We start from the raw sequence: 11,861 nt of genomic DNA on the forward strand, positions 1-11,861 counted from the left end.
GCGGGAGGGGCCGGCGGCGCGGGCGGTGCCGGTGGCGCAGGCGGGGGCGGCGGTTCGGTGGTGCCCGAGGTCGCGTTCGGCGCGGGCGTCGGCTTGGGTTCGCGGATGGCCTGCGGGCGCGGCGGCGGCGGCGCCTTGCTCACCTTGGGTTGCGGCGGCGGAGGCGGTGGGGGCGGCGGATCGGCCTTGGGCTTCGGCGGTTCGACGAACTGGCTCAGGATCTCGACGGGAATCACCACTTCGGCGGCCCTGCGCAGCAGGCCGCTTTGCAGCGCCCACAGCGCGGCACCGTGGAACAAGATCACGCCGCCGGCAATGACGACAGTGCGCGACAGGCCAAGAAAGGAGGGAGGGGGGGCAAAGCGGTCAGACACGATCAACCATTCGAATGCGGGCACTACAAATCGTGCCCCGATTGCAGCAAAACCGCTACAGAGACGCTACTTGCGAAAAATCCACCAGACAGAGCCGGCGACGAGGATCAGGCTGCCGCCGAGAGCCGAGACGAGTTCCATGCTTTGCTTTCCTTGATGGAGTTGGCAAGCTGGATCGCTCTCGGCGCCGATTCGCAGTTCAGGGCGGCGACCGGGTGAGAGACACTGCACTGCGCCACGATGTCGCGGGCACAACCCTCACACTGGCCACATTGGGTGGCCACGCCGAGTTCGAACTGGACTTCGTCGAAAGTCATGCCCGCGCGCACATGACGTGCGATTTCACGGTCAGAGACTCGGCGGCAGACGCAAACGATCATGGCGGTGAAAGCGGCAGTTGGCTGGCTGTTGGATGTGACTCATTATAAATAAGAATCCATCGCATTTGCAATCACTATGACTGACATGCCACCGGACTTTGCAAGCCGGTGTTACACCTCGGCCCAGAGCCGCAGGAGGTTGTGATAGTGGCCGGTGAGCGCCACGGTTTCCTCGCATTCGCCCAGGCGGGCGCGCAGTTTCTGGACCGTCTGGTCGAGTTCGAACAGCATGCCGCGCTGGGCGTCGCTGCGCACCATGCTCTGCAGCCAGAAAAACGAGCACACCCGCGCCCCGCGCGTGACCGGGTGCACGCGGTGCAGGCTGCTCGCCGGATAAAGGATGAGGTCGCCGGCCGGCAGCTTGACCTCGTGCGAGCCGTAGGTGTCGATCACTTCCAGCTCGCCGCCGTCGTAATCCTCCGGATCGCTCAGGAAGAGGGTGCACGACAGGTCGGTGCGCAGCTGCTGGCTGCTGCCCGGCACCGCGCGCACCGAGCCGTCGACATGCACGCCGTAATGCTCGCCGCCCTCGTAGCGGTTGAACAGTGGCGGCACGAAACGCGCGGGCAGTGCCGCTGAGAAGAACAGCGCGTGGCGCGACAGCGCCGCCAGGATGGTCGCGCCGAGTTCGCGCGAGACCGGCGAAGACTCCGGCAGCTGGCGGTTGCGCTTCACCTGCGCGCCTTGGTCTCCCACGGTTTCGCGGCCGTCGACCCAGTGGGTGGCATCGAGTGCGGCGCGCATCTCGCGCACCTGGTCCGGGCTCAGCACGTCGGGCACATGCAGCATCATTTCGGTGAACTCCACAAGAAAAAAGCCCCGGCGCAGGCCGGGGCTCGAGTGTCGCACCGCGCCTGGCGCAGGGGCCGGCACGGAGGCGACGCGGTCGTCGGGATCAGAACGCGAAGTTCGCGGTGATCTTGGCCGAGCGGGGGATGCCCGGCGTGTAGCGGTAGCCGCTCTTGTTGATGGCAGCCGCGTACTGCTTGTCGAACACATTGGCGATGTTCAGCTGGATGTCGACGTTCTTGTTGATGCGGTACGACGCCATGGCATCGAACACCCAGTAGGAGTCGATGTAGGCCGGCGTGCCCACGGCGCCGTCGGTGCCGCGGTGCAGCTTGCCGTTGTAGCGCGCGCCGCCGCCGACCGTCAGGCCGAACGGGAACTGGTAGGTGGTCCAGGCCGTGAAGGAATTCTTCGGCGTGTAGGTCAGCACATTGGTGCCGTCGGCCGTGACGTTGGGGCCGCTTTGCACCTTGGTGTCCATCGTCGTGAAGCCGGCGCTCATGCCCCAGCGTTCCGTGATGGTGCCTGCCACGCCCAGCTCGATGCCCTGCACGCGCTTCTTGCCGCTCTGGTAGTACAGCGCGGTGTTGGTCGGGTCCTGCACGACTTCGTTGGTCACGTCGGTGCGGTAGACCGCGCCGGTCAGCGAGAGCTTGTCGTCCAGCACGTCCCACTTCGTGCCCACTTCGAAGGTCTTGGCCTTCTGCGGCAGGAAGTCGGTGCGCGCCGCGCTGTTGCCCGTGCCGGCGGCCGACAGCGAGAAGTTCGCGCCGCCCGGGGGCTGGGCCGAAGTGCCGTAGGCCGCGTAGATGCTGCCGTTCTTCGCGGGCTTGTAGACCACGCCGATCTTGCCGGTGAACAGGTTGTCGGAGAGCTTGAGCGACGAGGGCACCAGCGTGCCGACCGGCAGGCCGGGGTTGGTCGTTGCGGTCGACAGCGTCGCGCTCTGGAACGAGGTGCTGTAGTGGTCGAAGCGCAAGCCGCCGGTGATCTGCCATTGCTCGTTGAGCTTGACGGTGTCGAAGGCGTACAGGCCGACCGTGTTGGTCACGCCCTTGCTGTCGGCGCCGCTGAGCATGCGGTTGTAGCCGTTCACGTAGGGGTTTGGCGCGTACAGGTTGGCCACGGGCCAGGCGCCGTTCTGCACGACCTTGCCGTTGAACGTGGCGCCGGGGCTGAAGTAGCCCAGGCTCGACTGCTCTTCACGGATCAGCTCGACGCCCGCGCTGAGCGAGTGGCTCAGGCTGCCGGTGTTGAACTTGGCGGTCACGTTCGTCTGGTTGACGAAGATCGTGTTTTCCTGGTTCTTGTTGGTCGGCAGGTTGCGCGTGGTCGTCCAGGTGGACGGCAGGCCCGGGATCGGCGTGCTGAGGAACGCGGTGTTGCCCGAGGGCGGCGGGTTGCCGTTGGTGCCCAGGCCGCCGAGCATGAACGCCGTCAGCATGTAGTCCTGCTTCGTCTTGCCGTAGCGGGTGGTGTTGCGCAGCGTGACGTCGGGCGTGAAGTCGTGCTCCACGCGCGCGGTGAACATGTCGGCCGTCACCTTGTTGAAGTCGTAGGCGGTGCCGTAGAAATTCTTCGGATCGACCGGTGCTGCGTAGTTCAGGAAGCTGCGGCGACGTGCGCCGAGGGCGACCGGATCGGGGTTCGAATAGCTGGGCAGGCCGATGGTCGGCACGCCGCCATCGGGCACGTTGTCCTGGTCGACGTGCAGGTAGTCGAAGTAAAAGCGCGTGGGCGAATTCAGGCCGAGCGCGATCGACGGTGCAATGGCGGTGCGCTTGTTCTTGACGAAGTCGCGGCCGGGCACGCCCGAGTCTTCCATCGCCGCATTCAGGCGGAAGGCGGCGCCGATGCCATTGGCGCTGCTGAGCGACTTGTTCCAGTCGATGCTGCCGCGCTTGTAGTCGGCGCTGCCGAAACCGAGCGAGCCCAGGAAGCTGTCTTCGAGCTTCGGCTTCTTGGTGACGAGGTTGATGTAGCCGGTGGGCGAGGTGCGGCCCACGTCGGTGCCCGACGGGCCCTTCACGACTTCGACCTGCTCGATGTTGAACATGTCGCGCGAGACCGAGCCCAGGTCGCGGATGCCGTCCACGAAGATGCTGCTGGAGCTGTCGAAGCCGCGCATGAACACGGCGTCGCCGGTGTTCGTGTTGCCGTTCTCGCCCAGGAAGAACGTGCCGACGCCGGCGGTGTTGCGCAGCGCTTCGGTGAGCGTGGTCGCGCCCTGCTCGCGAATGATCTGTTCCTTGATCACCTGGATGGTCTGCGGCGTGTTCACCAGCGGGGCCGTGAACTTCGGGTTGGCCGAGGTGTCGGTCTTGTAGTCGGCGGCGCTCGAATCCTGCACGCGGACTTCAGGCAGTGCCCGCCCGGTCTGGGCAAAGGCGGCGGGGGCTGCGATGGCCAGCAGTGTGGCTGCGGCGGCACCCGAAAGGTGAGGAACGGCGCGTGCGACGGCGTGTTTGCGGCTCTTGATATAGGCCATGTTGTTTTCTCCAGAAAGGGCGGGCGGGCAGAGCTCGACTGGCTGGGTCCGGGCGGCGCACTCTCGGGGAGAAAAAGGGCGGCAAGACTGGCTGGGTGAGCTGATTTGCGAAGGGTTTTTGCAAATCGATGCAAATGATATTGCTTCTCAATACCAAGGTGCTCAACTGGCCGCTTTTAACCAGAAAGTTTCGCCCGCTCCGTTGCCGGCACGCAACTGACGAGGCTGCGCGGGCCGTTCAGTAGACGTCGCGGCGGTAGCGCCCGTCGGCCGACAGCTCGGCCCAGAGGTCGTCGCCGGCGATCTGCCGCAGCGCCGCGTCGACGCCCGATGCCATGCCCTGGAGGCTGCCGCAGACATAGACGGCGGCGCCATCGCGCAGCCAGGCTTGCAGCGTGTCGGCCACCTGCAGCAGGCGGTGCTGCACGTAGAAGCGCTCGGCCTGGTCGCGCGAGAAGACCATATCGAGCCGGGCGAGCGTGCCGTCGGCCTGCCAGCCTTCGATTTCCTCGCGGCAGAGGAAGTCGTGGGCGGACTGGCGCTCGCCGAACACCAGCCAGTTGTCCTTGCGGCCGGCAGCGGCGCGTGCGCGCAGGTGGGCGCGCAGGCCGGCCAGACCGGTGCCGTTGCCGATCAGGATCAGCGGACGGTTCTCGTTGCCCTCCAGCCGGAAGCCGCGGTGCGGCCGCAGGCGCAGCGCCACGGAGTCGCCGAGCGAGAGCGTCGAAGTGAGCAGGCCCGACGCGGCGCCCATCGAGCCGTCGGGGTGCTGCTCCTGCCGCACGAGCAGTTGCAGTTCGCCGTCGGCGGGCAGGGAGGCGATCGAGTAGTCGCGTGGCCGCGCCGGATCGCTTGCGACGGCGACCTGCACCAGGTCGCCCGAAGCCCAGTGTGGCAGTGCGCCGGCTTGCGGCGTGAGGCCGAGATGGAAGACCGGGCCGCCCGTGCTGCCGGCGTTGAGCAGTTCGCGCCGCGTGAGCCGCCAGGGCGCGAAGCTTGCCGGGGCGTCGTCGCCGCCCTCCGGCGCATCGCCCCAGCGGGCGTGCCAATCGGCGAGCGCGGCGGGGTCGCTGTTGTCGACCTCGATGGGTTCGAAGTCGCGCACGGCGCCGGCCGTGTGAAGCCACGCGTCGAGCGCGCGGCCGAAGCCGCAGAAGTGGGCGTACTGCCGGTCGCCGAGCGCCAGCACGGCGTAGCGCAGCGAAGGCAGCGCCAGCGGCGCGCCCATCACGCGTTCGGCGAACACGCTGGCGCCGTCGGGCGCATCGCCTTCGCCGTAGGTGCTGGCCACGAAGAGGGCGCGGCGGGCCGAGGCCAGCGTGGCGCTGTCGAGGGCGTTGAGGGCCATCACGCGCACGGCCGTGCCGGCCGTGCGCAGCCGTCGCGCGGTCTGCCACGCGATGGTTTCCGCCTGACCGGTCTGGCTGGCGAACAGCACGAGGGTGGGCGACGCCTGCGCGCCGTCACCGGCCGACAGGGCCGCGGCTTCGCGTGCGGCCGTGGCCTGCAGCCGTCGCTGGCGTGCGTAGATGCCCAGGCACAGCGCGGCATAGGCCGCGACCGTTGCGCTGGCTGCCAGCGCACGCCACAGGGTCTCGGTCATGCGCCCGCCTGCGCGAGCCACGCGCGCGTGGCTCGCTCGGAGAGCGACCCGTCGTCGGCGCGGGAGATGAACAGGGCCGCGATGTCGCGCTGCTGCGCGAAGGCCAGGCCCTCGTCGGGGCCGAGCACGGTCAGCGCGGTGGCGAGCGCATCCGCCTGCATGCACTGCGGGTGCAGCACGGTGACGCTGGCCAGCGCATGCGCCACCGGCTCGCCGTCGCGCGGATCGATGGTGTGCGACCAGCTGCGGCCTTCGAGCGCGCGCCGATGCCAACGGTCGCCCGAGGTGGCCACGGCCATGTCGGCCAGGGCGATGCGTTGCGGGGTCGGCATCTCGGTGTCGACCTGCACCTGCCACGGCGCGCCGCCGGGTCGTCGGCCGATGCCGCGCAGCTCGCCGCCGATCTCGAACAGCAGGTCGGTGAGACCGAGCGCGCGCAGCGCGTCGACGCCGTGGTCGACCGCGAAGCCCTTGGCGATGCCGGACAGGTCGAGCTGCACGCCGCCGGGTTGCAGCAGCGTGGGGTCGGTCGCATCGAAGGTCAGCCGTTGCCAGCCGACGTTCGAATGGAGTGCGGCCAGTGCGTCGGGCGAGGGCAGGGCGTTGTCCTGCGACGCTGCGGGGCCGAAGCCCCAGCGCGCCACCAGCGCGCCGACCGTCGGATCGATCGCGCCACCGCTGGCCTGCGCCCACGCGAGGGCGCACTGCATCACCTGTGCGAATTCGGTGGGCAGCGCATGGCGCGAACCGGCGGGCGCGGTGTTGAAGCGGCTGATGAGGGAGTCGGGTTCCCAATGGCTCATCTGGTCGATCACGCGCGCGAGCGCGGCCTCGACCGCCTCGCGCACCTGTGCGAGCGGCAGCATCCGCGGGTTGTCGAAGCGCAGCGACCAGGTCGTGCCCATCGTCTGCCCGCCGAGCTGCTGGAGGCTGGCGGGATCGGCGGGACGTGGAACGGCCGCGTTGGCGTAGCCGCCCGCGCGCCAGGTGCTGAAGGAAAGGCCCAAGGAAAAACGCAGGGTCAGGGCATCACTTCCAAGGTGGCCGCGTAGCTCAGGCGGCGTTCCTTGGCTTGCGGCACGGTGGTCTTGCTGTCCTTGGTGCTGGCGTCGAGCCAGTACATGCCGGCGCTTGGCCATGTCACGCTGAACTGGCCCTTGTCGTCGGTCTTGAGCTTGAGTTCGTCGAGCTTGTCGCGGTACTGGGTGTTGCCGGCCGTCACCGTCACTTCGAGGTCCTTGGCGGGCTTGCCGTCCAGGTGCAGCGTGAAGGTGGCCTTTTCGCCCTTGGCGAGGTCGGTCGGGCTGCCGGCCGAGATCAGTTCCAGGCCCTGGCCGATGGGCTTGAGCGCCGAGGGCTTGCCGACGGTCACGAAGGTCTCGATGCGGCCGGCCGATTGGGTGATGGTCACGTCCTGCGCGTCGGCCGGGATTTCCTTGCCGATGGTTTCGGCCGTGCCGCGGGCGCGCTTGTTCTGGCCCGTGGCCTTGTCCTTCCAGGCGGCGAACGCGCCGTTGTTGACCACCGCGATGCGGTAGGTGCCCGGCTGTGCGACGTTCACGTCGAACACGTTGCGCAGCTTGAGCTTGGCCTCAGATTCGGGCTTCACGGCGCTGCCGTCAGGTGCGGTGATCTGCAGGCCCTCCAGGCGCAGCGGCGCATGGTTGGCAACGAACAGGTCGTTCGATACGGCGGCGTCGACGCTCACGGTGTCGGCCTTCGACAGCACGGTGGTCGAGGGCAGCAGCCAGGCGTTGTGCGCCTGGGTCACGGAAGCAACGGCCGAAAGGGCGAGGGCGAGGCCGGCGGCGCGCAGGGTGAAGCGGGTCATGGTGGTCCTTGGAATGAGAGAGGGGGCGGATCGGTCGGAAGTCAGGGCTTGAGTTCGAGCTTGATTTCGCCGAGCTCTTCCTTGCCGGCAGCAACCGGTTGCGCGGCGGCGGTAGGCGGCCACTGGAACGGGATGGTCACGACCTCGCGGCCGCCGACTTCACGGGCGGCTTCCACCACCAGCTTGTAGGCGCCGGGGGCGAGCTTGGGCATGGCGCCCGAGCCTTCGGTGAAGCTCAGCTGGTGCTTGCCCGCGGGCTTGGAGGCGCCGGTGACGCCATCGACCGGCACCGCCAGTTCACGGCCGCCGCGGCGCCACCACTGGCGCATGTCCTTGAGCCACTTGGTGCCTTCGCCCTCGGGGTTGTTGGTCTTGGTGCGCACGTCGTACCAGACGGCCAGCGTGCCGGCCATCGTGCTGTCGGCGCGTTCGATCCAGGTCGCCACGTAGGGGCGGTGGTACTCCGACACGTTGAGCCGGGGAATCTCGATGTTGACCGACAGGCCGGCAGCGATGGCCGGGGCCGCGAACAGCGCCGACATGGCGATCGGCGCGAGCGAGTAGCGAAGGTGCATGGGAAAACCTCTTTCTTCCTGAATCAGCAAAGACAACGCACCGGACGATCCGTCGATCGGACCGGTCAGTGAATGAACAGCAACGCGAGCAGCACCGGCACCACCAGCCCCATGCCCACCATCGGCCAGGTGAAGGGGCGGTTGCCTGCGTGCATCTTGAGAATGAACAGCCCGGTGACCGAGAAGACCAGCGTGGCGGCCGCGAAGATGTCGATGAACCAGCTCCAGGCCGTGCCGGTGTTGCGGCCCTTGTGCAGGTCGTTGAAGTAGGAGAGCCAGCCGCGGTCGGTGCGTTCGTATTCGACCTCGCCTTCGGGCAGGCTCAGGCGCAGCCAGGCGTCGCCGCCGGGGCGGGGGAGCGAGAGGTAGATTTCGTCGTCGGACCACTCGGCCTCGCGGCCGGCGGTGTCGATGTCCCATTGCTTGCGCAGCCAAGCTTGCAGTTCGGCGGGAAGCGGCGCCTTGCCCTGCTGGGCCTTGGCGGCCGGCAGCTGCTGTTCGAGGCGGGCGCGCAAGGCGTCGTCGACCGTGCCGTTGTGCGTGGTGACCACCGGCTTGGCCTCGATCTGGCCCGCGTGGTTGAGCGTGAAGCCCGTGACGCTGAACAGGATCATCCCGACGAGACAGATGGCGGAACTGACCCAATGCCACTCGTGGAGGGTCTTGAGCCAATAGGCGCGGCGGCGGTTGTCGGAACGGGCGGGGGCAGTCATCGAAAGCGCGAATTGTAGTCGCGCGAATGAGAATGACTGCTATTCAGTGGTTATGAAGTTAAGTAAAGAGCAATAAAAAACGGGGCCGAAGCCCCGTTTGTTTGCAATGCCGTGGCAGCGTTGCGTTGCGCTTACTCGAGCTCGCCCACCTGCAACTGCAGGTAGTTCTGCAGGCCGACGCGGTCGATCAGGTCGATCTGCGTCTCGAGGAAGTCGATGTGCTCCTCGGTGTCGTCCAGGATCTCTTGCAGCAGGTCGCGCGAGACATAGTCGCGCACCGACTCGCAATGCGCGATGCCGTCCTTGATGGTCGCTTGCGCGCCGGTTTCGGCGCCGAGGTCGCAGCGCAGCAGTTCGGGCACGTCTTCGCCGATGTTCAGCTTGCCCAGGTCCTGCAGGTTGGGCAGGCCGTCGAGCATGAAGATGCGGTCCATGAGCTTGTCGGCGTGCTTCATCTCGCCGATGGATTCCTCGTATTCCTTCTTTGCCAGCTTGTCCAGGCCCCAGTGCTTGAGCATGCGGTAGTGGAGGAAGTACTGGTTGATGGCAGTCAGCTCGTTCTTGAGCTGCGCCTGCAGGTGTTCGATGACTTTGGGGTCGCCCTTCATGATTATTTTCCTTGTTCTGAAAGCGGTGATTGTCGGAGGGGCGAACACACGCTTGCAAGCAAACCCATGCTGCGCCGGTCTGCATGCGTGTGATGGTGATACACGTTCGTATTGACCTGGCGCAAGGCGATGCGCGAGGCGATGGCAAACATAGCGGGTTCCAATACTTTCAATAGTTGATATCTATCAAAAATGATATATTGGTAGTTATACTCATGGCTCACGCTTATTTTTCCAACCGCAGCATCCAAGGAATCACATGTCCCTGATCAACACCGCAGTCCAACCCTTCAAGACCCAGGCTTACCTCAACGGCAAGTTCATCGATGTGTCCGACGAGACGCTCAAGGGCAAGTGGTCTGTGCTGATCTTCATGCCGGCGGCCTTCACCTTCAACTGCCCGACCGAAGTCGAAGACGCGGCCGACCACTACCCCGAGTTCCAGAAGCTGGGTGCCGAGGTCTACATCGTGACCACCGACACGCACTTCTCGCACAAGGTCTGGCACGACACGTCGCCGGCTGTCGGCAAGGCCAAGTTCCCCCTGGTGGGCGACCCGACCCACACGCTGACCAACGCGTTCGGCGTGCACATCCCCGAAGAAGGCCTGGCACTGCGCGGCACCTTCGTGATCAACCCCGACGGCATCATCAAGACCGCCGAAGTGCACTCCAACGAAATCGCCCGCGACGTCAAGGAAACCCTGCGCAAGCTCAAGGCAGCGGTCTACACCGCCGAGCACCCGAACGAAGTCTGCCCGGCCAAGTGGAATGACGGCGACAAGACCATCGCTCCGTCGTTCGACCTCGTCGGCAAGATCTAAGCGCCCCGCGCAAAGCCCGGGCGCTCACGAGGCCCCGGGCTTTTTTGTCCCCAGTTGATAGTTTCCAGTTATCGAAAGAGAGTCCGCCATGCTTGACGCCAGCACCAAAGCCCAATTGAAGAGTTACCTCGAACGCGCCACGCAGCCGATCGAGATCGTTGCCTCGCTCGACGACAGCAAGGCTTCGGGCGAAATGCTGTCGCTGCTGAAGGACGTGGCCGAAGTCTCGCCGCTGGTCACGCTGACCGAAAGCCGCGACGACAACCACCGCAAGCCCTCGTTCTCGGTCAACCGCCCGAGCGAAAACCACGGCCCGCGCTTTGCCGGCCTGCCGATGGGCCATGAATTCACGTCGCTGATCCTTGCGTTGCTGCAGATCGGCGGCTACCCGCCCAAGGTCGAGCAGGCCGTGCTCGACCAGATCAAGGCGCTCGACGGCGATTTCGAGTTCGAGATCTACGTCTCGCTCACCTGCCACAACTGCCCCGACGTGGTCCAGGCGCTGAACCTGATGGCCATCCAGAACCCGCGCATCCGCACCACGATGATCGAGGGCGGCACCTTCCAGGACGAAGTCAAGGAACGCCAGATCATGGCCGTGCCGACCGTGTTCCTGAACGGCACCGAGTTCGGCCAGGGCCGCATGAGCCTGGAAGAAATCCTGGCCAAGATCGACACCAGCGGCGTCGAGCGCGAAGCCGCGAAGATCGCCGCCAAGGACGCCTTCGACGTGCTGATCGTCGGCGGTGGCCCCGCCGGTGCCGCTGCCGCGGTGTACGCCGCACGCAAGGGCATCCGCACGGGCGTCGCCTCGGAGCGCTTCGGCGGCCAGGTGCTCGACACGCTGGGCATCGAGAACTTCATCTCGATCAAGGAAACCGAAGGACCGAAGTTCGCCCACGCCCTCGAAGAGCATGTGCGCGACTACGACGTCGACATCATGAACCTGCAGCGCGCCAAGGCGCTGGTGCCCGGCAAGGACCTCATCGAGGTGCAGCTCGAAAGCGGCGCCTCGCTCAAGAGCAAGACCGTCATCATCTCGACCGGTGCCCGCTGGCGCAACATCAACGTGCCCGGCGAGCACGAGTTCAAGAACAAGGGCGTGGCCTACTGCCCGCACTGCGACGGTCCGCTGTTCAAGGGCAAGCGCGTGGCGGTGATCGGCGGCGGCAACTCGGGCGTCGAGGCGGCGATCGACCTGGCCGGTATCGTCGGCCACGTGACGCTGATCGAGTTCGACACACAACTGCGCGCCGACGCCGTGTTGCAGCGCAAGCTCAAGAGCCTGAAGAACGTCGACATCTTCACCAACGCGCAGACCACCGAGATCACCGGCGACCAGAAGGTCAACGGGCTGGTCTACAAGGACCGCGCATCGGGCGAGTTGAAGAAGGTCGAGCTCGAAGGCGTGTTCATCCAGATCGGCCTGGTGCCCAACACCGACTGGCTCAAGGGCACGGTCGAGCTGACCAAGCACGGCGAGATCGTTGTCGACGCGCGCGGCCAGACCTCGGTGCCCGGCGTGTTCGCGGCGGGTGACGTCACCACGGTGCCGTTCAAGCAGATCATCATCGCGGCCGGCGACGGCGCGAAGGCGGCGCTCGGTGCGTTCGACCACCTGATCCGCACGACGGCCCCTGCGTGAGTAAGTCTTAAGTGCCTGAAGTTGTGAAGATG

General features: G+C 66.3%; 12 protein-coding genes and 1 pseudogene. 3 read left to right on the top strand and 10 right to left on the bottom strand.

Features of this window, described 5'->3' with window-relative positions:
* From AC07XP_RS08240 to AC07XP_RS08255, 4 genes and pseudogenes are all read right to left on the bottom strand, one after another.
* Positions 1-377: pseudogene (locus tag AC07XP_RS08240) on the bottom strand (energy transducer TonB); the annotation flags it as partial.
* Between the two features lie 104 nt (positions 378-481).
* The gene (locus AC07XP_RS08245) at positions 482-754 is read right to left on the bottom strand and encodes a (2Fe-2S)-binding protein (RefSeq protein ID WP_062473051.1); all 273 of its coding nucleotides are present in this window, start codon (positions 752-754) and stop codon (positions 482-484) included.
* 111 nt (positions 755-865) lie between these two features.
* Positions 866-1,546: a Fe2+-dependent dioxygenase gene (locus AC07XP_RS08250; RefSeq protein WP_390345148.1), complete on the bottom strand. Its 681-nt coding sequence runs from the start codon at positions 1,544-1,546 to the stop codon at positions 866-868.
* 103 nt (positions 1,547-1,649) lie between these two features.
* Positions 1,650-4,031, bottom strand: coding sequence for a catecholate siderophore receptor Fiu (locus tag AC07XP_RS08255; RefSeq protein WP_495264337.1), 2,382 nt, complete (start codon positions 4,029-4,031; stop codon positions 1,650-1,652).
* On the opposite strand from AC07XP_RS08255, the gene AC07XP_RS08260 reads away from it, so the two are divergent.
* On the top strand, positions 4,030-4,251 hold the full coding sequence (locus tag AC07XP_RS08260) for a hypothetical protein (protein ID WP_139140281.1): 222 nt from the start codon (positions 4,030-4,032) through the stop codon (positions 4,249-4,251). The two genes, AC07XP_RS08255 and AC07XP_RS08260, sit on opposite strands and share 2 nt — an antisense overlap.
* A gap of 18 nt (positions 4,252-4,269) precedes the next feature.
* Here AC07XP_RS08260 and AC07XP_RS08265 read toward each other — a convergent pair whose 3' ends face one another.
* From AC07XP_RS08265 to bfr, 6 genes are all read right to left on the bottom strand, one after another.
* On the bottom strand, positions 4,270-5,634 hold the full coding sequence (locus tag AC07XP_RS08265; RefSeq protein WP_495264338.1) for a sulfite reductase subunit alpha: 1,365 nt from the start codon (positions 5,632-5,634) through the stop codon (positions 4,270-4,272).
* Positions 5,631-6,641 (bottom strand): FAD:protein FMN transferase, encoded by a 1,011-nt coding sequence (locus tag AC07XP_RS08270; protein WP_354347182.1) that lies wholly within the window; start codon positions 6,639-6,641, stop codon positions 5,631-5,633. The genes AC07XP_RS08265 and AC07XP_RS08270 overlap by 4 nt, the downstream gene beginning before the upstream one ends.
* 14 nt (positions 6,642-6,655) lie before the next feature.
* On the bottom strand, positions 6,656-7,465 hold the full coding sequence (locus AC07XP_RS08275) for a DUF4198 domain-containing protein (RefSeq protein WP_495264339.1): 810 nt from the start codon (positions 7,463-7,465) through the stop codon (positions 6,656-6,658).
* Positions 7,466-7,506: 41 nt separating this feature from the next.
* The gene (locus AC07XP_RS08280; protein ID WP_062473041.1) at positions 7,507-8,040 is read right to left on the bottom strand and encodes a DUF2271 domain-containing protein; all 534 of its coding nucleotides are present in this window, start codon (positions 8,038-8,040) and stop codon (positions 7,507-7,509) included.
* A gap of 65 nt (positions 8,041-8,105) precedes the next feature.
* Complete coding sequence (locus tag AC07XP_RS08285; protein ID WP_062473039.1) at positions 8,106-8,753, bottom strand: PepSY-associated TM helix domain-containing protein; 648 nt, start codon at positions 8,751-8,753, stop codon at positions 8,106-8,108.
* A gap of 131 nt (positions 8,754-8,884) precedes the next feature.
* Positions 8,885-9,361, bottom strand: coding sequence for a bacterioferritin (gene bfr / locus AC07XP_RS08290; protein ID WP_062473038.1), 477 nt, complete (start codon positions 9,359-9,361; stop codon positions 8,885-8,887).
* A 259-nt stretch (positions 9,362-9,620) separates the two neighbouring features.
* On the opposite strand from bfr, the gene ahpC reads away from it, so the two are divergent.
* Together ahpC and ahpF are read left to right on the top strand one after the other, a co-directional pair.
* Positions 9,621-10,184 (top strand): alkyl hydroperoxide reductase subunit C, encoded by a 564-nt coding sequence (ahpC, locus tag AC07XP_RS08295; protein ID WP_062473036.1) that lies wholly within the window; start codon positions 9,621-9,623, stop codon positions 10,182-10,184.
* An 88-nt stretch (positions 10,185-10,272) separates the two neighbouring features.
* Entirely contained in the window at positions 10,273-11,829 is a 1,557-nt protein-coding gene (ahpF, locus tag AC07XP_RS08300; RefSeq protein ID WP_062473035.1) for an alkyl hydroperoxide reductase subunit F, read from the top strand.
* The last annotated feature ends 32 nt before the right edge of the window (positions 11,830-11,861 follow it).

This window comes from Variovorax sp. GW531-E2 (assembly GCF_059423125.1).